Here is a 21,682-nt window from a genome sequence, read left to right as displayed (position 1 = left end):
CGCCCGGCAGCCGCGTTGCGGGGGCGGCGGGCGCGTGCTCTACCTTGGGGCTCCTGCCTGGATCTGCCCCCCATGCTCCCCGACACGTCCCGAACCGATGGGCCCCTCGGCCCGCGAGATTTCGTCCTGTACGCGGTGTGCGTGCTGATCTTCGGCTCGGGCTGGCTGCCGCTGAAGCTCCAGCTGGGCGTGGTGGCGCCTGAAGTGTCGGGCACCTGGCGTTTTCTGGTCGCGACCCTCGCCATGCTGGTGTTCGTGATCGCCACCCGCGCCCCGCTCGCCTTCAAGGCGCGGGACCACCTGCTATTCGCCGGCCTCGGGGCGACGCTGTTCTCGCTGAATTTCCTGTTCTTCTACTATGCCGGCTATCACCTGCCGTCCGGGCTCTTGTCGGTGATCTTCTCCCTGACCGCCATTCTCGTTCCCCTGTTCTCGGCGCTGCTGCTGGGCGTGCCGCTGCGCCGGCAGATCCTTGGCGGCGCGCTCGCGGGCATCGCCGGCACCGCCCTGGTGTTCGGGCCGAGCCTTGCCGACGGGCGGGGCATCGATGGCGCGGGGGTGGGGCTGGCGCTGGGCGTCGCCGGCACCGTGTGCTTCTCATTCGGCAGCCTGCTGTCGGGGGTGGCCGGGCGGCGGGGCATTCCCATGGCGTCCACCAGCTTCTGGGGCTTTGCCTATGGCTTCCTCATCCTGCTCATCATCTCCCTGGTGCGCGGCGCGCCGTTCATAGTGGACTGGAGCGTGCGCTACCTGGGCTCGCTGGGCTTCCTGATCGTGGTCCAGACGCTGGCGGGTTTCGCCGTCTACATCCAGCTGATCCGGAACATCGGGGCCAACCGCGCCGGCTACGGCACGGTCATGTTCCCCATCGTGGCGCTGTTCCTCTCCACCCTGTTCGAGGACTACCACTGGACGCTGACCGCCGCCGCCGGCATCGCCCTGGTGCTCGCCGGCAACCTGCTGGTGCTCCGGCAGCCGAAGCCGGCAGCCGGCTGAAGCCCGCGCGGCGCCTGAGCGAAACCCTCTCGGTCCCGGTCGAAGACCGGGACCGTCGGTAAGGTTCAGCCCTTCACCACCACCGGCATGCGGCCCGCAGGCGGGGTGTTGCGCGAGCGCTGGGTGCGCACGATACCGTCGATGACGGTCATGCACACGCCGGGCAGGTCGCCGAGCCGCACGCTGTCGAGCAGGGTCACGCCGGGCGAATGCTGGGCCTTGTCCATCAGCACGAAATCCGCGGCCCGGCCCACCTCGATGATCCCGCAATCCAGCGCCCGCATGCGCGCGGTGTTGCCGGTGGCGAGGCAGAACGCCTCCTCCGCCGGAAGCTCGCCGAGGGAGGACAGCATGGACACCATGCGCAGGATGCCCAGCGGCTGCACGCCCGAGCCCGCCGGCCCGTCGGTGCCGAGGATGACGCGGTTGAGCTCGCCCAGCTCGCGGGCGACGCGCAGGGTGTAGAGGGCGGAGCGCTCGTTGCCGTTGTGCACGATCTCCAGCCCGCGCTTGCAGCCCTCGCAGATGCAGCGGATCTGGTTGTCCGGCAGCGCCGTGTGGCCGCCATTGATGTGGCCGACCACGTCGGTGTCCGCCTCCAGCACCACATCCTTGTCGATGAGGCCGGAGCCGGGAATGGAGGGCCCACCGGTGTGGATGGTGGACTGGATGCCGTACTTCCTCGCCCATCCCACCATCTTGCGGGCGGTGGGGCCGTCCTTCACGCCGCCGAGGCCCACTTCGCCCAGCAGCTTCACGCCGGCGGCGGCCAGTTCCTTGAAATCATCCTCCACCATCTCGTTCTCGATGACGGGGGCGCCCGCATGGACCTTTACCCCCGAGGGGCGGAAGGCGTCGAACGAGCGCTGGGCGGTGATGGCCAGCGCCTTCAGCCCCACCACGTCCTTCGCACGTCCGGGATAATGCACCTCGCCCGCCGAGATCATGGTGGTGACGCCGCCATGGAGCGAACTGTCGATCCAGTTCATCTGGCTCTGGCGCGGGGTCCAGTCGCCGGCCACGGGGTGGACGTGGCTGTCGATGAGGCCGGGGGTCAGCGTGGTGCCGTTGGCGTCGATGAGGGTGGTGGCGCCCTCGGTGTCCACATCCTTCTCGCGGCCGATGGCGGTGATCTTGCCGCCTTCCGCCACCACCGTGTCGGCATCGAGGATGGGCCGTGCAAGATCGCCGCTCAGGATGAGGCCGATGTTGCGGATCACCAGCTTGGTGGGGCCGCCGGCGGCTGCGGGGGCATCATGAGCCATGGGAAGGTCTCCGGAAGGGACGGCCGGAAACGCGCGGGCGCACCCGGTCTTTTGTTTGTAGGCATATGAAGTGTAGGCCGCCGCCCCGGTCCTGAGAACGGGGCGGCGCGAAAAAACTCACCGCTCGGCGAACGCCTTCTCGATGACGAAATGGCCGGGCTCGCCGCTGTTGCCCTCCTCGAAGCCGCGCGACGCCAGCAGCGCCCGCAGGTCGCCCATCATGGCGGGCGAGCCGCAGATCATGACGCGGTCGGTGGCGGCATCAAGGGGCGGCAGGCCCACGTCGGCGCAGAGCCTGCCGCTCTCCAGCAAGGCGGTGATGCGGCCGGTGTGGCGGAACGGCTCGCGGGTGACGGTCGGATAGTAGGCGAGCTTGCCGGCGATCTCCTCGCCGAGGAATTCGTGGGCCGGCAGTTCCTTCATGATGAGGTCCTCATAGGCGAGGTCGCTGACATGCCGGCAGCCGTGCACCAGCACCACCTTCTCGAACCGCTCATAGGTCTCCGGATCGCGGATCACGGAGAGGAAGGGCGCAAGGCCGGTGCCGGTGCCGAGCAGATAAAGGGTGCGGCCGGGCAGGAGATTGTCGAGCACCAGCGTGCCGGTGGCCTTGCGGCCGACGGTGATGGCGTCGCCGACCTTGATATGCTGGAGGCGCGAGGTGAGCGGCCCGTTCGGCACCTTGATGGAGAAGAATTCCAGCGTCTCCGCCCAGCTCGGGCTCACCACCGAATAGGCGCGCAGCAGCGGGCGGCCGTCCACCTTCAGGCCGATCATGGTGAATTCGCCGGTGCGGAAGCGGAAGCCGGGATCGCGCGTGGTGGTGAAGCTGAACAGGCGATCGGTCCAGTGATGGACGCTGAGAACGTGTTCCTCGAAAAAATTGCTCATGGTGGGTCTCTGGGAGTGTCGGTCAGATCGCGGCGGGCGCGGCGGAGAGGAGCGCGCGCTTGTCGGCGGCGTCCTTCCAGGCGTCGGCATCTTCGGGCGGGGCGCCCTTTTCCGTGATGTTGGGCCACTGCGCCGCATATTGCGCATTGAGGGCGGCCCAGTCGCCGGCGCGGGGATCTGAGTCCGGGAAGATGGCGGCGGCGGGACATTCCGGCTCGCACACACCGCAGTCGATGCATTCGTCCGGATGGATCACCAGCATGTTCTCGCCAGCATAGAAGCAGTCCACGGGGCAGACCGAAACGCAATCCATATAGGTGCAGCGGATGCAGTTCTCGGTGACGACATAGGCCATGGCGAGAGCCTCGGAATATTGTTTGTATACAAATGAAAATACGGCGAGGGAGCGCGGGCTGTCAACGGCGAGGCGGCTTGGGATTGCGGAGCTTTTGGGCGGCGGTGCGGGAATTTTGGGCACGGTGAGGGATGGGACGGGAGGGGGGAGGTGGCGTGCCGCTCGCAATCGCCGTCCTGCCCGGTTTGTGCCGGGCATCCACGCCGTGCCGCTGGCGCTTCATTGCGGAGCTTTATCCCGGCCCGGCCACGTGGATGGCCGGGTCAAGCCCGGCCATGACGGCCTGACTGTTCTTTCCGTCCCGACGAACGCGGGCCGGCGCTTCTCCACCCGCTTCTCCCCCTCGTCGCCCTCCGGCTTGACCGGAGGGCCCTTCGCGCCTGGTCCCGGCCTTCGCCCAATTGTCCCGGCCCGGCCATGGGCCGTCCGCTCAAGCCGGACGGCGACGGTGTAAGGGGGCCTGAAAGCGCTGCCCCCACAAAGCGCAGCCCCCTCCCCAACCCTCCCCCGCAAGCGGGAGAGGGGGTGCCCGGGGCTGGGGTGAAGCGCATTGGCCGGCATCCCGCACGAATGTGAACCCTCTCCCGCTTGCGGGGGAGGGCAGGGTGGGGGAGGGCGCCGGGAGCTGGAAGCGCCATCGGCACGCCCCAACTCCGCCGCAGGCGCCGCAACACCCTCACTGCGTCGGCGTCGCCCGCAACCGCGCCACGGTCTGGGCCAGCCCGTCCCACGCCGGTGCGTCAGGCGCGAACTTCGCGCGCATGTAGCGCACGAGGTCGGCCACCTGCGCGTCGTCGAGACTGTCGCGGAAGGCGGGCATATCGCCCAGCGCCGGCGCGGCGGGGGCGGGGATGCCTTCCAGGATGACGCGGATGAGATTGTCCGGCTGCGCCGCATGCACATTGGTGTTGAGCGCCAGCGAGGGCCGCGCGCCGAACAGGGTCGGCCCCTCCGGTGCGTGGCAGGCGGAACAGGCCCCCTCGAACAGGCGTCCGCCCACGCTGTCCATGGGCCGCAGCGACGCCTCGGCCTTGGCCTCCAGCGTCGCCGCCACGGCGGAGGCATCCGCGCTGGCGGGGCCGGCGAAGGACGCCAGATAGATCGCCATGGCGCGGATGTCCGCGTCCGGCAGGTGCGCGAGTTCCTGCACCACCGGCGCCATGGGGCCGGCCGCCGTGCCGTGGAAGCGGGAGAAGCCGGTGCGCAGATAGGTGTAGAGCTCGTCCTCGCTCCACGGAATGGGCGCCTTCGAGAGCGCGGTGAGGGCCGGGGCCTCCCAGCCGTCCGCGACCCCGCCGGCGAGGTACGCCGCGCCGCCCTTTTCCGCGCCCAGAAGGTTGCGCGGGGTGTGGCAGGCGCCGCAATGGCCGAGCCCCTCCACCAGATAGCGCCCCCGGTTCCACTGGGGCGATTGCCCCGCTTCCGCCTGAAGCTGGCCGGGGGTGAGGAACAACAGGTTCCAGCCGGCCATCAGCGGGCGGATGTTGAAGGGGAAGGTCATGCGATTGGCGGGCGGCGTCGCCTTCACCGGGGCCTGCGACATGAGGAAGGCGTAGAGCGCCTGCATGTCGGCGTCCGAGATGCGGGTGAAGGCGGTGTAGGGAAAGGCCGGGTAGAGGTGCCGCCCGTCGCGGCCGATGCCCTCGCGCATGGCCCGCTCGAACGCGGCATAGGACCAGGAGCCGATCCCGGTCTCCACATCCGGCGTGAGATTGGTGGAATAGATCGTGCCGAAGGGCGTGTGCAGCGCCCGCCCGCCGGCATTGGCTATGCCGCCCTCAGCCGTGTGGCACACGGCGCAATCGCCCAGCGCGGCGAGGATTTTGCCGCGCGCGATCATCTCGGCGGAGAAGCTGGCCGGGTCGGGCGGCGCGATGGGGGGAAAAGCGCCGCGAATGGGCAGCGCCAGCGTCGCCATGCCCAGCGCACCGGCCAGCGCCGCGCCGGCCATGGCGAACCACGGGCGGCGGCGCTTCTCCTTCACCGGCTTCGGCGCGGCCTCGCCCGAGAGCGCCGCGCGCACCCGGTCCGGCGTGAAGGGCGGTTCGCGCAGGCGCACGCCGGTGGCATCGAAAATGGCATTGGCGATGGCCGCCGCGCTCGGCACGGAAGCCGATTCCCCCGAGCCCAAAGGCGGGTCATCCGGGCGCGGCATGAGCACCACGTTGATGACAGGCACTTCCGGGAAGGTGAGGATGGGGTAGGCGCCCCATTCCCGGCTGGTGACGGCCTTCTCGTCGAACGTCACCTGCTCCTTGAGCGCGCGGGAGGTGGACTGGATGACGTTGCCGTGGATCTGGTGCTCGATGCCCGCCGGGTTGATCATGAGCCCGGAATCCTGGCCCACCACCACGCGCTTCACCGCCACGTCGCCGGTGCGCTTGTTCACCTCCACCTCGGCCACCCAGGCGGACCAGGCGGCGCCGTAGCCGGGGAATTTGGAGTGCACGTAAAGGGCATAGGCGAAGCCCTGGCCGCGCACCACGTCGCCCTCCACCACCTCCAGGCGCGGGGCGGTGCGCTTCTGCCAGCCGGCGCGGGCGGCGGTGGCCTTCACCAGTTCGGCGGCGCGGTCGTCGTGGAGGTGGCGCAGGCGGTAATCCACCGGGTCGACGCCGGCTGCCGCCGCCAGCTCGTCGATATAGCTCTCGTGGGCGAAGCTGTTGGGCAGGGCGGAGACGCCGCGCAGCCACGCCGCCCGCACGATGGGCGCCACATCGTCCACCGTGACGCGCATGTGGTCGTAGGCATAGGGCGGGATGGCGGTGCGGTCGCCCATCTCGAACACGGGATTGTCCGCCGGCACCCGTCCCGTCAGCAGCAGCGCCAGGGTCACCGCCGCGTTGGAGGGATAGCGGGTGTTGAAATCGTAGGCCGCAGGTGTGCCGTCGGCGTTGAGGCCGCCCTTCACCTGCATGAGCTGGGCGGCGCCCTTGGGCTCCCATGCATGCTCCTGCTCGCGGGTCAGCTGCACCCGCACCGGACGGCCCACGGCGCGCGACAGCAGGGCGGCGTCGGCGGCCACGTCGTCCGCGCAATTGCGGCCATAGCAGCCGGCGGCCTCGAAGCGGACGATCTCCACCGCCTCTTCCGGCAGGCCCAGCAGCAGGGCGATATCCATGCGCAGGGGATAGGGATTCTGCGTGCCGGCCCAGATAGTGGCGCCATCCTCGCCCACATTCGCCACCGCGCACGAGGGGCCGATGGAGGCGTGCATCTGGTAGGGCCACACATAAGTGCGGTCGAGGGTCTCGGCTGCGGCCGCGCGGGCGGCGTCGGGGTCGCCGCGCTCATGCAGGGTGCGCCGGTTCTCGGCTGGGATCGCGCGCAGCGCGTTCTCCACGTTGTCGAGGTCGGGCAGGGTGGGGGTGGGCTTCCACTCCACCTTCAGGCGACGGGCGGCTTCGGCGGCCTGCTCCTCGCGTTCGGCCACCACGCCCACGAAATCGCCCATGGTGACCACCGCCACCATGCCGGGAATATGCGCCACCGAGGCCTCATCCACCCAGATGAGGCTTTTGCCGACGAACTCGCCCGCGTCGATGCCGGCATAGGGCGGGCGCACCACGCGGCCGTGCAGCATGGCGGGCACGCGCACGTCATGCACATAGGTGAAGCTGCCCGTGGCCTTGGCGGGGATGTCCACCCGCGGCACCCGCTGGCCGACGATGCGGTGGGCGCTGGCGGGCTTCACCGGGATGTCGTCGGAAAGAAGCAGGCGCTCGGCGCGGCCCTTCAGCAGATCGGCGTAGGTGAGGCCGGCATTGCCGCCGTCGCGGGGGCGGACGATGCCGTCCTCCACCTCCAGCGTGTCGGCGTCCAGCCCCAGCGTCTCGGCGGCGAGTTCCACCAGCCGGTGGCGGGCCTGCGCGGCGGCGCGGCGCAGGGGCTGGGCGGAGACCTGGATGGAATCGGAGGCGATGGTGGCGCCCTGGTTGGGCGCAAGGCCGGTGTGGCCGAGCACCATGGTGACGCGCTCCAGCGCCACGTCCAGCTCCTCGGCCACGATCTGGGTCAGCGCCGTGCGGATGCCGGTGCCGAGGTCCACATGGCCGTTGAAAGCGGTGACGGCGCCGGTGTCGTCCACCAGCAGGAACAGGTCGAGGGCGCCGTCCCGTGGCATGGCGCTGCGCTGGAGGCCGGCGACGGATTGCGCCGGCCGCAGCACGCAGAGAGTGCCGGTGGCGGCGAGGATCTGGTTCTTGTCCGGGCGCGGCTCGGTCATTCGCTTGCCTCCCCGTGGGCGGCGCGCATCACCGCGCGCAGGATCTCCACATGGGTCCCGCACCGGCACAGATTGTAGCGCAGGGCGGCGCGGACCTCGTCCTCCGTGGGCGAGGGGGTGCGGGCGAGGAAGGCGACGGTGGTCATGATCATGCCATTCAGGCAGTAGCCGCATTGCGCTGCCTGCTCGGCGATGAAGGCGGCCTGCACGGGGTGGGGCGCCGCAAGGGTGCCGAGGCCCTCCAGCGTGGTGATGGCGCGCCCCTCCGCCGTGCCCAAGGTGGTGACGCAGGAGCGGGCGGCGACGCCGTCCATGAGCACGGTGCAGGCGCCGCACTCCCCCAGCCCGCAGCCGAACTTGGGGCCGTTGAGGCCCAGGTCGTTGCGCAGCACATAGATGAGGGGCGTGGAGCGGGGCAGCGCGAACGCGTGCGCTGTGCCATTCACCTGAAATTGAACCGGCTCGGACATCTTCGTTTCGGTCCGCTATTCGGACGTGCCAGTGTTTAAGAGCATGTTTGACAACTCGGCCGAACTTGCCTCCCGCGCGATGTCATGCCCGGGCTCGTCCCGGGCATCCACGCCGAGCGGCTTGGGACAACGTCCGAAAACCGATCCCAGCCTCCCCGCGTGGATGGCTGGGACAAGCCCGGCCATGACGGCGGTAGAGGGCGGAAGGGGTGAGAAAAAGCCCATCGCGTCGAACTTTAAAACGCTCACAGCGCGAGGCGACACGCCTCACGCTTCCCTGGATTGTTTCTATACGAATGATCTGGCGTCAAGCGCGCACTGCGCACAAATGCGCGGCGCGCCCACCCGCCCTGAAGCGGCGCATGACAGGTCATAAACCTGTGGCCGCAAAAGGATAGGACAGGTCTGCTGCCTCTTCGGGCGGCGTGCCTCATCCTTGTGCTTGACACTTTGGGCTGCTCCTTTTTCATTAGTGTACATATGAAATCGAAATCGCCCCGCCGGCTGTCCGCCGGGGCCGGAGCCCGCCCTCCATGGCGCAGAACATCCAAGGCGACGCCTCAGGCCAGACCCCCGTCGCCGCATCGGCTGCCGACGACAAGATCCGCTGCGATGCCTGCCCGGTCATGTGCTACATCAAGCCCGGCAACACCGGTGCCTGCGATCGCTACGCCAACCGCGCCGGCGAGCTGATCCGCGTCGATCCCCACGTTATCCTCGACCGCACGCTGGAGCAGGGCGGCAAGGTGGTGCCCTTCGATCGCGGCGGCGACTGGGACGGGCGCCTGGTGGCCGATGGCGGCACCTTCGTCACCGCCGTGGGCTCCGGCACCACCTATCCCGACTACAAGCCCGCCCCCTTCATCGTCTCTGCCGAGGTGAACGGCGTGGACATGGTGACCGTGGTCACGGAGGGCATCTTTTCCTATGCCGGCGTGAAGGTGAAGATCGACACCGATCGCTTCCTTGGCCCGGAGCAGGCCACCGTGCGCGTGGCCGGCGAGCCGGTGGGCCATGTCACCACCTCTGAATACGGTTCGCAGATGCTGTCGCTGGGCGGGGTCCACCACCTCACCGGCGGGGCCAAGAAGGAAGGCCGCGTCACCTGCGAGGCGCTCCTCGACCTGTGCAATGCCAAGCCGGTGGAACTCACCGTGGATGGTGGCGCGAGCATCATCGTGCAGGCCGGCCATGCGCCCATCGTCAATGGATCGCAGGAAGAACGCATGCGGGTGGGCTGCGGCTCCGCCACCATCGGCATGTTCGCGCGGCAATGGTTCGGCAAGGTGGACGAGGTGGTGGTGGTGGACGACCACATCACCGGCGTCCTCTCCGAGCATCAGGCCGGCAAGCTTCTGGGCGTGCGCGACACCGGCATCCGCATGAAGGGCCGCCGCTCCACCCCCGGCCGCTATTTCCAGGTGGCCGAGCCGGGGCTGGGCTGGGGCGGCACCAATATTTCCGATCCGCTCTCCATCCTCGGCGCGTTCGATGCCAAGGCGGCCTGGCCCGGCCTGCGGCTGCTGCTGGTCTCCACCACCGGCGAGCATTTCGGCTATTATGTGCTCGACGAAAACCTGGTGCCGCGCGAGGCCGACATCCCGCAAGATCTCGCCCCCTCCGTGGAGCGCATCCGCGAGAATTGCGAGCCGGCGCTGTCGTCCGTGCTGTTCATGGCCGGGGCCGGCGGATCGCTGCGCGCGGGGGTGACGGAAAATCCGGTGCGGCTCACCCGCTCGGTGAAGGAGGCCATCACCCGTGTCACCTGCGGCGGCGCGCCGGTCTACGTCTGGCCGGGCGGCGGCATCACCTTCATGGTGGATGTGATGCGGGTGCCGGAGAATGCTTTCGGCTATGTGCCCACGCCGGCTCTCGTGGCACCCATCGAGTTCACGCTGACGCTGGAGGCCTACGCCGCGCTCGGCGGGCACATGGACCATGTGCGGCCGGTGGGCGATATCCTTCACCGCGACAGCGTGCGGGAAGTGGCGCCCATCGGCGACAATCCCTGGCCGCTCTCGACCCGCTCGCAAGGCTGACGGCCATGCTGAATGCTGCATTGTCCGCCCCCCTCGCAGCCCCGCCGGTGGCGCCCCGCGCGCCGCAGGTCAAGCTGCTTGCGGACGGGCGCCGGCTGCACCTGAACGATGGTCCCATCGACCTCGTCTTGGAGGCGAGCGGCGATCCCCGGCAGGTGGCGGCAGCCTACCGGGCGGCGGTGGCGCGGCTCACTGGCCTGCTGGATGAGCTGTGCGCGGAACTGCCTTTGCTGCGCCGTCCCGCCTATGCGGGGGCCTGCCCGCTCGACGGGAAGGTGGCCCGGCGCATGTGGGCGGCGGTTGAGCCCCACGCCCGGGCCGGCTTCATCACCCCCATGGCGGCGGTGGCCGGCGCGGTGGCCGAGGAGGTGCTGGAAGCGCTGGCGCTGCCCGGCATCGCCCGCGCCTATGTGAACAATGGCGGCGATATCGCCCTTCATCTGGCGCCGGGGGCCGACTATGTGGCCGGCCTCGTGGATCGCCCGGACCGGCCGAGCCTCATCGGCACGGCGCGGGTGGGCGCGGAGAGCCCGGTGCGCGGCATCGCCACCTCGGGCTGGCGCGGGCGCAGCTTTTCCCTCGGCATCGCCGATGCCGTCACCGTGCTTGCCCCCACCGCCGCGGCGGCGGATGCGGCGGCCACCGTCATCGCCAATGCGGTGAACCTGCCCGGCCATCCCGGCATCGTCCGCATGGCCGCCCGCGAGGTGCAGAGCGACAGCGACCTCGGCCCGCTGAAGGTGACGCGCGCCGTGCCGCAGCTTTCCCCCGCCGAGGTCCATGAGGCGCTGGCGGAGGGCCTTGCCTGCGCCTCCGCCCTTGTGGGGCGGGGCCTCATCTCCTCCGCCGCGCTGCATCTGCAGGGCGTGAGCGTTTCCACCGATCCGGCCGAGGGGAGGTTTCCCGGCCGTTCCGCTTTGTCCCTCGCCCGCCAACAAGAAAGCGAAGCAGCTCATGCCTGAGGTCAAGATCCGCAAGCAGGTCCGGATCGTGGAGGAGATCTTCCACGAAGGCGGCCCCGTCGCCGCCACGCCGCGCCGTCGCGCCGCCATCGTCACGGTCATCGAGAACCCCTATGCCGGCCGCTATGTGGAGGACATCGCGCCCTTCATGGAGGATCTGAAGCCGCTGGGCGTCGCCATGGCGAAGGAGCTGGTCAAGACCCTCGGCGGTGATCCGGCCGCCGTGGACGGCTATGGCAAGGGCGCCATCGTGGGCGCCGCCGGCGAGATCGAGCACGGCGCCCTGTGGCATGTTCCCGGCGGCTACGCCATGCGCGAAGCCCTGGGCGACGCTTTGGCCATCGTGCCCTCCACCAAGAAGGTGGGCGGGCCGGGCACGCGCCTCGACGTGCCGGTGACCCATAGCGATGCCTCCTATGTGCGGAGCCACTTCGACGCCATGGAAGTCGGCGTATCCGACGCCCCCAAGGCCGACGAGATCGCTCTGGTGCTGGTGATGACCTGCGGGCCGCGCGTCCATGCCCGCGTGGGTGGCCTCGCGGCGGCGGACATCTCCAAGCGGGACGGCCTGCGATGAGCGCGAAAATCCGCAAGATCGTCACCATCGTCGAGGAGACGCGGACGGAGATGGGCCGCCCCGTCTCCCCGCCCACCCGCCGGGCGGCGGCGGTGGCGGTGATCGAGAACCCGTTCGCCGGTACCTATGTGGAAGACCTCTCCGACCTCATCGCCATGGGCGAGGAGCTGGGCGGCCTGCTGGCGGCCCGCGCCGTGGCGGCGCTGGGCATCGAGGGGCCTGCGGCGCAGAGCTACGGCAAGGCCGCGCTGGTGGGCGAGAACGGCGAGCTGGAGCATGCGGCCGCGCTCTTGCATCCCAAGATGGGCGCGCCGGTGCGCGCGGTGCTCGGCAAGGGCGCGGCGCTCATCCCCTCGTCCAAGCGGCGCGGCGGGCTGGGCGCGGAGCTGGACATTCCTTTGGGACACAAGGACGCTGCCTTCGTGCGCAGCCATTTCGACGGCATGCAGGTGAGCATTTCCGACGCGCCCCGCGCCAATGAGATCGTGGTGGCCGTGGCGGTGACTGATTCCGGCCGGCCGCTGCCGCGCGTCGGCGGGCTGAAGGCGGACGAGATCAAGGGTGAGGACGGCTTGCGCTGAACCGGGCGGCGCAGCCTGTAGTGCAGGACTTCGGATAAACAGGGGAACAGCACATGAAGAAACTCATCAGTGCAACATTCGGGGCGACGTTCGCCGCCCTGCTGCTCGCCTCCGGCGCCGCGAAGGCGCTCGAAGGCGAGATCAAGGTGGGCGAGATCAATTCCTATTCGGCGCTGCCCGCCTTCACCGAGCCCTATCGCAAGGGCATGGAACTGGCGCTGAAGGAGATCAACGACGCCGGCGGCATCAAGGGCAAGAAGCTGGTCATCATCTCCAAGGATGACGGCGGCAAGCCCGCTGACGCCCTCACCGCCGCCAACGAGCTGGTCTCGCGCGATGGTGTTGTGATGATCTCCGGCGGCTTCCTCTCCAACGTCGGGCTGGCTCTGGCGGACTTCGCCAAGCAGAAGCAGGTGGTCTACATCGCCGCCGAGCCGCTCACCGATGCCATCGTCTGGTCGAAGGGCAACGACTACACCTTCCGCCTGCGCACCTCGAACTACATGCAGGCCGCCATGCTGGCGGAAGAGGCGGCAAAGCTGCCCGCCAAGCGCTGGGCCACCATCGCCCCCAATTATGAATTCGGTCAGTCGTTCGTGGCGGTGTTCAAGGACCTGCTCAAGAAGAAGCGGCCGGATGTGGAATTCGTGGCCGAGCAGTGGCCGCCGCTCAACAAGATCGACGCCGGCCCGGTGCTTCAGGCCATCGACGCCGCCAAGCCCGACGCCATCCTCAACGCCACCTTCGCCGGCGACCTGGTGAAGCTGGTGCGCGAGGGCAATACCCGCGGCATCTTCAAGGACCGCGCGGTGGTGAGCTATCTCACCGGCGAGCCGGAATATCTCGACCCGCTGAAGACCGAGACGCCGGAAGGCTGGATCGTCACCGGCTATCCCTGGTACGGCATCAAGACCGCCGAGCATCAGGCGTTCCTCGACGCCTACCAGCAGCTCCACAAGGACTATCCGCGCCTCGGCTCCATCGTCGGCTACTCGACGGTGAAGTCCATCGCCGCGGTGCTGAAGGCTACCGACGACCACACCACCGACGGCATCGTCAAGGCCATGAAGAACCTGAAGGTTTCAACCCCCTTCGGCGACATCGTCTATCGCGCCGGCGACCACCAGTCGACGCTGGGCGCCTATATCGGCACCACCGCGCAGCAGGACGGCAAGGGCGTGATGGTGAACTTCACCTTCAAGCCCGGCGCCGACTACCTGCCGCCGGAAGCCGAAGCCGCCAAGCTGCGCCCGGCCAACTGAGGTTGTCTCCCCCTCTCCCGCTTGCGGGGGAGTGCCGGGGAGGGGGCAGGGCCTCTCCTTTAGGCAGTGTGCTGGCGGGTAGCGCCGCGTTCCCCCACCCCAACCCTCCCCCGCAAGCGGGAGAGGGGGCAGGGCGGGATGGCACGAATGGCGGGCTCGACGCTCGAAGGCACCGTCCGTGCGAAGGGCTTCTCCCTTTCCCGCCGGGGGCCAGCCGGTGCAAACCAAAAGGCCAGGGCGCCCGCGCCCTTGCCGCAACACCCTCCTCCCTCGACGGCGGCGGGTCCAAGAACAAAACCCCTTCCAGGCCGGTGAACGAGAGGCGAGACAAGTGGAATTCCTGTTGGTCCAGGCCCTGAGCGGGCTCGCCAGCGCCGCGTCGCTGTTTCTGGTGGCGTCGGGCCTGTCGATCATCTTCGGCGTGACGCGCATCGTGAATTTCGCGCACGGCGCTTTCTACATGCTGGGCGCCTACGTGGCCTACATGCTCACCACGCGCCTTGCCGGCCCCATCGGCTTCTGGGGCGCGATCCTCGCCGCCTCGGTCATCGTCGCGGCCATGGGCGCACTGATGGAAATGGTGCTGCTGCGCCGCATCTATCACGCCCCCGAACTGTTCCAGCTCCTCGCCACCTTCGGCGTGACGCTGATGGTGCAGGACCTCGTGGTCGTCATCTGGGGGCCTGAGGACCTGCTCGGCCCACGCGCCCCCGGCCTTGCCGGCGCGGTGAGCCTGTTCGGCCGCATGGTGCCCACCTACGATCTGTTCCTGATGGTGCTCGGCCCCGTGGTGCTCGGCGCCCTGTGGCTGCTGTTCCACCAGACCCGCTGGGGCGTGCTGGTGCGCGCGGCGACGCAGGATCGCGAGATGGTGGCGGCCCTCGGCGTGAACCAGAAATGGCTGTTCACCGGTGTGTTTGCGCTGGGCGTCTTCCTCGCCGCGCTGGGCGGCGCCTTGCAGATCCCGCGCACCACGGTGACCCACACCATGGACCTCTCCGTTATCGTGGAAGTGTTCGTGGTGGTGGTCATCGGCGGGCTGGGCTCGGTGCTGGGGGCGTTCGTCGCCGCCATCATCGTGGCGGAGCTGAACGCCTTCGGCATTCTCATCCTGCCCCAGATCTCACTCATCATGGTGTTCCTGGTGATGGCGGTGGTGCTGGTGGTGCGGCCCTGGGGCCTGTTCGGCAAGGCCGAGAGCGCGCCGCGGCCCGCCGCCGGCCTCACTATCCGCCCGTGGCGGCCGTTCTCCACCGCCGAGCGGGTGGCGGTGGCCGTGGCGGTGGCCGCGGTGGCGACGCTGCCCTTCTTTCTCGGCAATTATGCCCTCACCGTGGGCGCGGAAATCCTCATCTTCGTGCTGTTCGCAGCCAGCCTGCATTTCATCATGACCGTGGGCGGCCTCGCCTCCTTCGGCCATGCCGCCTATTTCGGCCTCGGGGCCTATGGCGCGGCCTTCATGGTGAAGTTCCTCGGCGCGCCCATGGAGGCGGCCCTCCTCGTCGGCCCGGTTTTGGGGCTGGTGGGGGCGGTGCTGTTCGGCTGGTTCTGCGTGCGGCTGTCGGGCGTCTATTTCGCCATGCTGACGCTGGCCTTCGCGCAGATCGCCTGGTCCATCGCCTTCCAGTGGGTGGACGTGACGGGGGGCGACAACGGCCTGCTGGGCATCTGGCCGTCGACGTGGGCGGCGCGGCCGCAGGGCTTCTTCTGGCTGGCGCTGGCGGTGGCGGTGATCGGCGTCGGCCTGCTGCGGATGCTGGTGTTCTCGCCGTTCGGCTATGGCCTTAGGGCGGTGCGCGACAGCACCCTGCGCGCCGAGGCCATCGGGCTGGACCGGGCGCGCCTGCAATGGGCCGCCTTCGTGGTGGCCGGCACCTTCGCGGGCATCGCCGGGGCGCTCTACGCCTTCCTGAAGGGCTCGGTGTTCCCCGATTTCATGGGCATCCCGACCTCGGTGGACGGCCTCGTCATGGTGCTGCTGGGCGGCATCGAGACGGTGTCCGGCGCGGTGGTGGGGGCGGTGCTCTACAAGGCGCTGGCCATCTGGCTCATGAGCCAGACCGACCTCTCCAAGCTGGTGCTGGGGGCGGTGATCGTGGTGGTGGTGCTGGCCTTCCCGAAAGGGGTGGTGGGCTTCATCGAGGACATGCGCCACCGCTGGTTCGCCCCGAAAAAGGCCGCAGCCGAGGCCGCAACCCTTGCCAAGGTGGAGGCCGCGCGATGAGCTTGCTGCTTCAGGTCGAGAACCTCGAGAAATCCTATGGCGGCGTCCATGCGGTGCGCGGCGTCACCTTCAGCCTGGAGGCGGGCACGCTCCTGGCGCTCATCGGCCCCAACGGGGCGGGCAAGAGCACCTGCTTCAACATGTTGAACGGCCAGATCAAGCCCGATGCCGGCACCATCCGCATCGACGGGCGCGACATCAAGGGCCTGCCGCCGCGCGCGGTGTGGCGGCTCGGGGTGGGGCGCACGTTCCAGATAACCGCCACCTTCTCCTCCATGACGGTGCGGGAGAACGTGCAGGTGGCGCTGCTCTCGTTCCACGGACTGATCCGGCGCGTGTTCGGCTTCGCCGGCACCGCCTGCCGGGCCGAGGCCGAGGGCCTGCTGGAGCTGGTGGGCCTCACCTCCCAGGCCGAGCGGCCGTGCGGGGAGCTGGCCTATGGCGACCTCAAGCGGCTGGAGCTGGCGGTGGCGCTGGCCAACCAGCCGCGCCTGCTGCTGATGGACGAGCCCACCGCAGGCATGGCCCCCAAGGAGCGGGTGGAGCTGATGCGCCTCACCGCCGAGATCGCGCGGGAGAAGGGCATCGGCGTGCTCTTCACCGAGCACGACATGGACGTGGTGTTCGAGCACGCCGACGCGGTGATGGTGCTGAACCGCGGCCAGCTTATCGCCCGTGGCACGCCACTGGAGGTGCGCCGCGACCCGCAGGTCCGCGCCATCTATCTCGGCGAGGGCCTGCTCTACGACGCCCGGCATCGCGAGGGGAGCGCCGCATGAAACTCCAGGTCTCGAACCTCAACAGCCATTACGGCCCGGCCCACATCCTCTACGACGTGGGGCTGGAGGTAGGCGCCGGCGAAGTGGTGGCGCTGCTCGGCCGCAACGGCGCTGGCAAGAGCACCACCTTCCGCTCCATCGTGGGCCTCGTGCCCCAGCGCGCCGGCACGGTGGTATTCGACGGGGAAGATGTCTCCGCCCTGCCCACCTATGAGATCGTGCGCCGGGGCCTCGGCTACGTGCCCGAGGACCGGCGCATCTTCAACCAGCTCACCGTGGAGGAGAACTTCATGGTGGGCCGGCAGGCGCCGCGCCCCGGCGTCGCCACCTGGAGCCCGGAGCAGCTCTATGTGCTGTTCCCCAACCTCGGCGAGATGCGCAAGCGCCCCGGCGGCCAGATGAGCGGCGGCGAGCAGCAGATGCTCACCATCGGCCGCACGCTCATGGGCAATCCCTCCCTGGTACTGCTGGACGAACCCTCCGAGGGGCTCGCGCCCAAGATCGTGGAGCAGATGGCGGATGCCATCCTCACCATGAAGAAACAGGGCCTCTCCATCGTCATCTCGGAGCAGAACCTGCACTTCGCCAAGCTGATCTCGGATCGCGCCTATATTATCGAGAAGGGTCGCATAAGGTTCTCTGGTACCATGGCGGACCTTGAGGCGAACCCCGAGATTCGCGACGCATATCTGGCGGTGTAGGCATGGCTCAAAGAAAGTCCGCAGCGGTCAAGGCCGAACCGGCGGAGGCCGCGCCTCCCCGCCGCCCGGCGCGCCGCGCCAAGGCCATCGCGCCCTATATCCTCGACGAGCAGGTCGGCTTCATGCTGCGCCAGGTGGCGCAGCGCCATGCCACCTTGTTCGCCGCGCGCATCGGTGACGAGCTCACCATGACCCAATGGGCCGCGCTGGCGAAGCTGGCCGAGACCGGCCCCTGCTCGCAGAATCTTCTGGGCCGCCACACCGCCATGGATGCGGCCACCATCAAGGGCGTGGTGGACCGGCTCGCGCGGCGCGGCTTCGTGGAGACCCGGCCCGACCCCGAGGATGCGCGGCTCCTCGTGGTGCTGCCCACCGAGGCGGGACGCGCGGTGATCGCCCGCGCCACCCCCAACGCCTTCGCCATCACCGAGGAAACGCTGGCGCCGCTTGATCCGGCCGAGCGCGCCACGCTGCTGAAGCTCTTGGCGCGGCTGCGGTAGGGGCGGTCTGCGCGCAGGGCGCAGCCGTAATCCTGCGATCTGGCACGGTGAGAACCCTCGCCCGTCCGAACTCGGCCGTTGCCGAGTTCGGTTCCCCAAGAGCCGAAGCCGGAAACATCCGGCTTCGAAGCGGGGGGGCAGGGTGGGGCCGGGGTGGTTTTCACCCTTGCCCGCCGGTGTCATTTGGCCGGGGTCTGCCCCCTCCCCAACCCTCCCCCGCAAGCGGGAGAGGGGGCGACGGCGCCGAGTTTCAAGCGGATGTAAATCCTCCCAACCGTCATCCCCCGGCTTGACCGGGGGATCTATGGAGTGGCCGGGGCGGCGCTGCGCTGGCCGGGTCCCAAGCTAGCCGCTGTGGGACCGCGCCATCGTCTTTCCCGACGTAAGTCGCGCGCAAATGTCGCACCGCACTTTCGGCCGCGCCCCCGCTTGTCCCAGCTGCCTGTTTCACGGGCTTTCGCCGCCGGATGAACCGGTTGGGTGGTTTTGTGATAGCTAATATCTATCGATATCGACAATCTTATCTATTTCATTTATCCCTAGCTCGGCCTTATGTTGCATCGCGAAGGCCCTGGCCTCTCGCACCGCAACAGCCATCCAAGGAATTGCCATGTCCCTCGTCAATACTCCGGTCAAGCCTTTCAAGACCACCGCTTTCAAGCAGGGCAAGTTCATCGACGTTTCCGAGGCGGACCTCGCCGGCAAGTGGTCGGTGTTCTTCTTCTACCCGGCCGATTTCACCTTCGTGTGCCCCACCGAGCTGGGTGATCTCGCCGATCACTACGAAGATTTCAAGAAGCTCGGCGTCGAGGTCTATTCGGTCTCCACCGACACCCACTTCACCCACAAGGCGTGGCACGATTCGTCCGAGACCATCGGCAAGGTGCAGTACGCCATGCTCGGTGACGCCAGCGGCGCCATCACCAACAACTTCGAAGTGATGCGCGCGGGCCAGGGCCTCGCCGATCGCGGCACCTTCATCGTGGACCCCAACGGCATCATCCAGGCCGTGGAAGTCACCGCCGAGGGCATCGGCCGCGACGCTTCCGAGCTTTTGCGGAAGATCAAGGCTGCGCAGTACGTCGCCTCCCATCCTGGCGAGGTGTGCCCGGCCAAGTGGCAGGAAGGCGAGGCGACCCTTGCCCCCTCGCTCGACCTCGTCGGCAAGATCTGAGGCCGTCCGGGTCCTTCCATTGGGGAGGACCCCCCCCCTCCGCCGCGCGTTCTGCGCGCGGCGGGTGCGGAGCACCTTCTCGTTTTACAAAGCATTCGTCGGAGAATTGCCATGCTCGACACAGCCATGAAGACTCAGCTCAAGGCGTATCTGGAGCGGCTCGTCCGGCCCGTGGAAATCACCGCCTTCGTGGATGACGGCGCGAAGTCGAAGGAGATGCTGGAACTGCTCTCCGACATCACCGAGTGTTCCGCCAAGGTCACCGTCGCCGAGCGCCGCGATGGCGATGCCGCCGGCGCGCGCGTGCCCTCCTTCGCCCTGTCGAGCCCCGGCGAGAGCATCGCGCTCACCTTCGCCGGCCTGCCCATGGGCCACGAATTTACTTCGCTGGTGCTGGCGCTGCTGCAGACCGGCGGCTATCCGCCCAAGCTGGAGCCGGAGGTCATCGAGCAGATCAAGGCGCTGGATGGCAACTTCGTCTTCGAGACCTATTTCTCCCAGTCCTGCCAGAACTGCCCGGACGTGGTGCAGGCCCTGAACCTCATGGCCGTGCTGAACCCGAACATCCGCCATGTGGCCATCGACGGCGCCCTGTTCCAGAAGGAAGTGGATGCCCGGCAGGTCATGTCGGTGCCCACCGTGTACCTGAACGGCGAAGTCTTCGGCCAGGGCCGGATGGGCGTCGAGGAGATCGTCGCCAAGCTCGACACCGGCGCGGCCGCCCGCGACGCCAAGCGCATGGCCGAGATGAACCGCTTCGACGTGCTGGTGGTGGGCGGTGGCCCGGCCGGCGCCACGGCGGCCATCTATGCGGCGCGCAAGGGCATCCGCACCGGCGTCGCCGCCGAGCGCTTCGGCGGGCAGGTGCTGGACACCATGGCCATCGAGAATTTCATCTCCGTGCCTTACACCGAGGGCCCGAAGCTTGCCGCCGCGCTGGAGCAGCACGTGCGCGAGTATGAGGTGGATATCCTCAACCTCCAGAAGGCGGTGAAGCTGGTGCCCGGCGCCGACATCATCGAGGTGGAATTCGCCAACGGCGCGAGCCTGCGCTCCAAGACGGTGATCCTGGCCACCGGCGCCCGCTGGCGGCAGATGAACGTGCCGGGCGAGGACACCTATCGCAACAAGGGCGTGGCCTATTGCCCCCATTGCGACGGCCCGCTGTTCAAGGGCAAGCGCGTGGCGGTGATCGGCGGCGGCAATTCCGGCGTGGAAGCGGCCATCGATCTGGCCGGCATCGTCGCCCATGTGACGCTGATCGAGTTCGACAGCGCGCTGCGCGCCGACGACGTACTCCAGCGCAAGCTCAAGAGCCTGTCCAACGTCACCATCCTCACCTCGGCCAAGACCACCGAAGTGCTGGGCGACGGCCAGAAGGTGAGCGGCCTTGTCTACGAGAACCGCAACACCGGCGACAGCGTGAAGGTGGAACTGGAGGGCATCTTCGTGCAGATCGGCCTTCTGCCCAACACCGAATGGCTGAAGGGCGCGGTGGAGCTTTCCCCCCGCGGCGAGATCGTGGTGGATGCCCACGGCCAGACCTCGGTGCCCGGCGTATTCGCCGCCGGCGACTGCACCACGGTGCCCTACAAGCAGATCGTGATTGCGCTGGGCGAAGGCGCCAAGGCCTCGCTCTCCGCCTTCGATCACCTCATCCGCTCCAGCGCGCCGAAGGAAGAGGCGGTGAAGGCCGCGTGACTGGCCGGGCACGCCACTTCCTCTTCTTCCGGGCGACCTCCGATGGGGGCCGCCTGCGGTGACCTTGCGCGAACTGCAATATCTCGTCGCCCTGGCCGACCACCGGAACTTCCGGCGGGCGGCCGAGGCGTGCCTTGTCAGCCAGCCCACCCTCTCCACCCAGCTGCGCAAGCTGGAGGAGGAACTGGGCGTGCCGCTGGTGGAGCGGGCCCCGCGACGCGTCATGCTCACCCCCGCCGGCCGCGAGGCGGTGGAGCGGGCGCGGCGCATCCTCGACGAGGTGGAGCAATTGAAGGAAGGCGCCCGCCGCAGTTGCGCGGCGGAGGCCGGCGCGCTCAAGCTCGGCGTGTTCCCGACGCTGGGGCCTTACCTCCTGCCTCATGTGGTACCCCTCATCCGCGCCCGCTTCCCGGAGCTGGAACTGCTGCTGTTCGAGGAGAAGAGCGCCGCCCTCATCTCGCGCCTGAATTACGGCACGCTGGATGCCGCCTTCCTGGCGCTTCCGGTGCACGACAGCCACTTCCATTCCGAGTTCCTGTTTGAGGAGCCGTTCCTCCTCGCCGTGCCGGGCACCCATGCGCTGGCCAGCCGCGACAACCTCTCCATCACCGAGCTGTCGCGCTATAATTTGATGCTGCTGGAGGACGGCCACTGCCTGCGCGACCAGGCGCTGGACGTGTGCCAGATGGCCGGGGCGCGGGAGAAGTCGGAATTCCGCGCCACCAGTCTTGAAACCCTGCGCCAGATGGTGGCGGCGGGGGTGGGCATGACGCTGCTGCCCATGCTGGCAACGCGCAATCCCACCCGGCCGGCCGAGAACATCCACCTGTTGGAATTCAGCGATTCCAAGCCCAGCCGGCAGATCGCCCTGCTGTGGCGCAAGACCTCGGCCATGGGCCGGCTTCTGGCCGATGTGGCGCAGGTGTGCCGCGCCCTGCCGCAGGAGCTGCTCGCACCCCGGCACTGAGTGGCGCCGGCGC

General features: G+C 68.7%; 18 protein-coding genes. 13 read left to right on the top strand and 5 right to left on the bottom strand.

Going from position 1 to position 21,682, the window contains the following annotated elements; genetic code table 11:
• The first annotated feature begins 72 nt into the window (after positions 1 to 72).
• Positions 73 to 996: a DMT family transporter gene (locus FBQ73_RS06755; RefSeq protein WP_170218767.1), complete on the top strand. Its 924-nt coding sequence runs from the start codon at positions 73 to 75 to the stop codon at positions 994 to 996.
• Between the two features lie 65 nt (positions 997 to 1,061).
• Here FBQ73_RS06755 and FBQ73_RS06750 read toward each other — a convergent pair whose 3' ends face one another.
• The 5 genes from FBQ73_RS06750 to FBQ73_RS06725 form a co-directional block, all read right to left on the bottom strand.
• Positions 1,062 to 2,261: an amidohydrolase family protein gene (locus FBQ73_RS06750; protein WP_138398708.1), complete on the bottom strand. Its 1,200-nt coding sequence runs from the start codon at positions 2,259 to 2,261 to the stop codon at positions 1,062 to 1,064.
• Between the two features lie 117 nt (positions 2,262 to 2,378).
• Entirely contained in the window at positions 2,379 to 3,152 is a 774-nt protein-coding gene (locus FBQ73_RS06745; protein WP_138398707.1) for a ferredoxin--NADP reductase, read from the bottom strand.
• Between the two features lie 22 nt (positions 3,153 to 3,174).
• Complete coding sequence (gene fdxA, locus FBQ73_RS06740) at positions 3,175 to 3,507, bottom strand: ferredoxin FdxA (RefSeq protein WP_138398706.1); 333 nt, start codon at positions 3,505 to 3,507, stop codon at positions 3,175 to 3,177.
• A 676-nt stretch (positions 3,508 to 4,183) separates the two neighbouring features.
• Positions 4,184 to 7,732 (bottom strand): molybdopterin cofactor-binding domain-containing protein, encoded by a 3,549-nt coding sequence (locus FBQ73_RS06730; RefSeq protein ID WP_138398705.1) that lies wholly within the window; start codon positions 7,730 to 7,732, stop codon positions 4,184 to 4,186.
• Entirely contained in the window at positions 7,729 to 8,202 is a 474-nt protein-coding gene (locus FBQ73_RS06725; protein ID WP_138398704.1) for a (2Fe-2S)-binding protein, read from the bottom strand. The genes FBQ73_RS06730 and FBQ73_RS06725 overlap by 4 nt, the downstream gene beginning before the upstream one ends.
• 533 nt (positions 8,203 to 8,735) lie before the next feature.
• On the opposite strand from FBQ73_RS06725, the gene FBQ73_RS06720 reads away from it, so the two are divergent.
• From FBQ73_RS06720 to FBQ73_RS06665, 12 genes are all read left to right on the top strand, one after another.
• Positions 8,736 to 10,241 (top strand): 6-hydroxynicotinate reductase, encoded by a 1,506-nt coding sequence (locus FBQ73_RS06720; protein ID WP_138398703.1) that lies wholly within the window; start codon positions 8,736 to 8,738, stop codon positions 10,239 to 10,241.
• Positions 10,242 to 10,246: 5 nt separating this feature from the next.
• Complete coding sequence (locus FBQ73_RS06715) at positions 10,247 to 11,203, top strand: UPF0280 family protein (protein ID WP_138398702.1); 957 nt, start codon at positions 10,247 to 10,249, stop codon at positions 11,201 to 11,203.
• Positions 11,196 to 11,780: an amino acid synthesis family protein gene (locus tag FBQ73_RS06710; protein WP_138398701.1), complete on the top strand. Its 585-nt coding sequence runs from the start codon at positions 11,196 to 11,198 to the stop codon at positions 11,778 to 11,780. The genes FBQ73_RS06715 and FBQ73_RS06710 overlap by 8 nt, the downstream gene beginning before the upstream one ends.
• Complete coding sequence (locus FBQ73_RS06705; protein WP_138398700.1) at positions 11,777 to 12,361, top strand: amino acid synthesis family protein; 585 nt, start codon at positions 11,777 to 11,779, stop codon at positions 12,359 to 12,361. Before FBQ73_RS06710 ends, FBQ73_RS06705 begins: the two co-directional genes overlap by 4 nt.
• Positions 12,362 to 12,414: 53 nt before the next feature.
• A complete protein-coding gene (locus FBQ73_RS06700; protein ID WP_138398699.1) occupies positions 12,415 to 13,623 on the top strand; it encodes an ABC transporter substrate-binding protein in 1,209 nt (402 codons plus the stop codon).
• A 331-nt stretch (positions 13,624 to 13,954) separates the two neighbouring features.
• The gene (locus tag FBQ73_RS06695; RefSeq protein ID WP_138398698.1) at positions 13,955 to 15,847 is read left to right on the top strand and encodes an ABC transporter permease; all 1,893 of its coding nucleotides are present in this window, start codon (positions 13,955 to 13,957) and stop codon (positions 15,845 to 15,847) included.
• A complete protein-coding gene (locus FBQ73_RS06690; protein WP_138398697.1) occupies positions 15,844 to 16,626 on the top strand; it encodes an ABC transporter ATP-binding protein in 783 nt (260 codons plus the stop codon). The genes FBQ73_RS06695 and FBQ73_RS06690 overlap by 4 nt, the downstream gene beginning before the upstream one ends.
• Positions 16,623 to 17,327, top strand: a complete 705-nt coding sequence (locus tag FBQ73_RS06685) for an ABC transporter ATP-binding protein (protein WP_138398696.1) — start codon at positions 16,623 to 16,625, stop codon at positions 17,325 to 17,327. The genes FBQ73_RS06690 and FBQ73_RS06685 overlap by 4 nt, the downstream gene beginning before the upstream one ends.
• Before the next feature lie 2 nt (positions 17,328 to 17,329).
• The gene (locus FBQ73_RS06680) at positions 17,330 to 17,827 is read left to right on the top strand and encodes a MarR family winged helix-turn-helix transcriptional regulator (protein WP_138398695.1); all 498 of its coding nucleotides are present in this window, start codon (positions 17,330 to 17,332) and stop codon (positions 17,825 to 17,827) included.
• A gap of 610 nt (positions 17,828 to 18,437) precedes the next feature.
• The gene (gene ahpC / locus FBQ73_RS06675; protein ID WP_138398694.1) at positions 18,438 to 19,001 is read left to right on the top strand and encodes an alkyl hydroperoxide reductase subunit C; all 564 of its coding nucleotides are present in this window, start codon (positions 18,438 to 18,440) and stop codon (positions 18,999 to 19,001) included.
• 111 nt (positions 19,002 to 19,112) lie between these two features.
• A complete protein-coding gene (gene ahpF, locus FBQ73_RS06670; RefSeq protein ID WP_138398693.1) occupies positions 19,113 to 20,702 on the top strand; it encodes an alkyl hydroperoxide reductase subunit F in 1,590 nt (529 codons plus the stop codon).
• A 58-nt stretch (positions 20,703 to 20,760) separates the two neighbouring features.
• Positions 20,761 to 21,669: a LysR substrate-binding domain-containing protein gene (locus FBQ73_RS06665; protein WP_138398692.1), complete on the top strand. Its 909-nt coding sequence runs from the start codon at positions 20,761 to 20,763 to the stop codon at positions 21,667 to 21,669.
• Positions 21,670 to 21,682 lie beyond the last annotated feature (13 nt).

The sequence above is a fragment of the Xanthobacter autotrophicus genome, from assembly GCF_005871085.1.
Classification (GTDB): Bacteria; Pseudomonadota; Alphaproteobacteria; order Rhizobiales; family Xanthobacteraceae; genus Xanthobacter; species Xanthobacter autotrophicus.
Note: the sequence above shows the minus strand (reverse complement) of the source record. Positions and strands in the feature narration are given on the sequence as shown.

Coding starts and splice junctions, on each gene's coding strand:
- FBQ73_RS06755 (WP_170218767.1), top strand. CDS start 73: ATGCTCCCCGACACGTCCCGAACCGATGGGCCCCTCGGCCCGCGAGAT.
- FBQ73_RS06750 (WP_138398708.1), bottom strand. CDS start 2,261: ATGGCTCATGATGCCCCCGCAGCCGCCGGCGGCCCCACCAAGCTGGTG.
- FBQ73_RS06745 (WP_138398707.1), bottom strand. CDS start 3,152: ATGAGCAATTTTTTCGAGGAACACGTTCTCAGCGTCCATCACTGGACC.
- fdxA (WP_138398706.1), bottom strand. CDS start 3,507: ATGGCCTATGTCGTCACCGAGAACTGCATCCGCTGCACCTATATGGAT.
- FBQ73_RS06730 (WP_138398705.1), bottom strand. CDS start 7,732: ATGACCGAGCCGCGCCCGGACAAGAACCAGATCCTCGCCGCCACCGGC.
- FBQ73_RS06725 (WP_138398704.1), bottom strand. CDS start 8,202: ATGTCCGAGCCGGTTCAATTTCAGGTGAATGGCACAGCGCACGCGTTC.
- FBQ73_RS06720 (WP_138398703.1), top strand. CDS start 8,736: ATGGCGCAGAACATCCAAGGCGACGCCTCAGGCCAGACCCCCGTCGCC.
- FBQ73_RS06715 (WP_138398702.1), top strand. CDS start 10,247: ATGCTGAATGCTGCATTGTCCGCCCCCCTCGCAGCCCCGCCGGTGGCG.
- FBQ73_RS06710 (WP_138398701.1), top strand. CDS start 11,196: ATGCCTGAGGTCAAGATCCGCAAGCAGGTCCGGATCGTGGAGGAGATC.
- FBQ73_RS06705 (WP_138398700.1), top strand. CDS start 11,777: ATGAGCGCGAAAATCCGCAAGATCGTCACCATCGTCGAGGAGACGCGG.
- FBQ73_RS06700 (WP_138398699.1), top strand. CDS start 12,415: ATGAAGAAACTCATCAGTGCAACATTCGGGGCGACGTTCGCCGCCCTG.
- FBQ73_RS06690 (WP_138398697.1), top strand. CDS start 15,844: ATGAGCTTGCTGCTTCAGGTCGAGAACCTCGAGAAATCCTATGGCGGC.
- FBQ73_RS06685 (WP_138398696.1), top strand. CDS start 16,623: ATGAAACTCCAGGTCTCGAACCTCAACAGCCATTACGGCCCGGCCCAC.
- FBQ73_RS06680 (WP_138398695.1), top strand. CDS start 17,330: ATGGCTCAAAGAAAGTCCGCAGCGGTCAAGGCCGAACCGGCGGAGGCC.
- ahpC (WP_138398694.1), top strand. CDS start 18,438: ATGTCCCTCGTCAATACTCCGGTCAAGCCTTTCAAGACCACCGCTTTC.
- ahpF (WP_138398693.1), top strand. CDS start 19,113: ATGCTCGACACAGCCATGAAGACTCAGCTCAAGGCGTATCTGGAGCGG.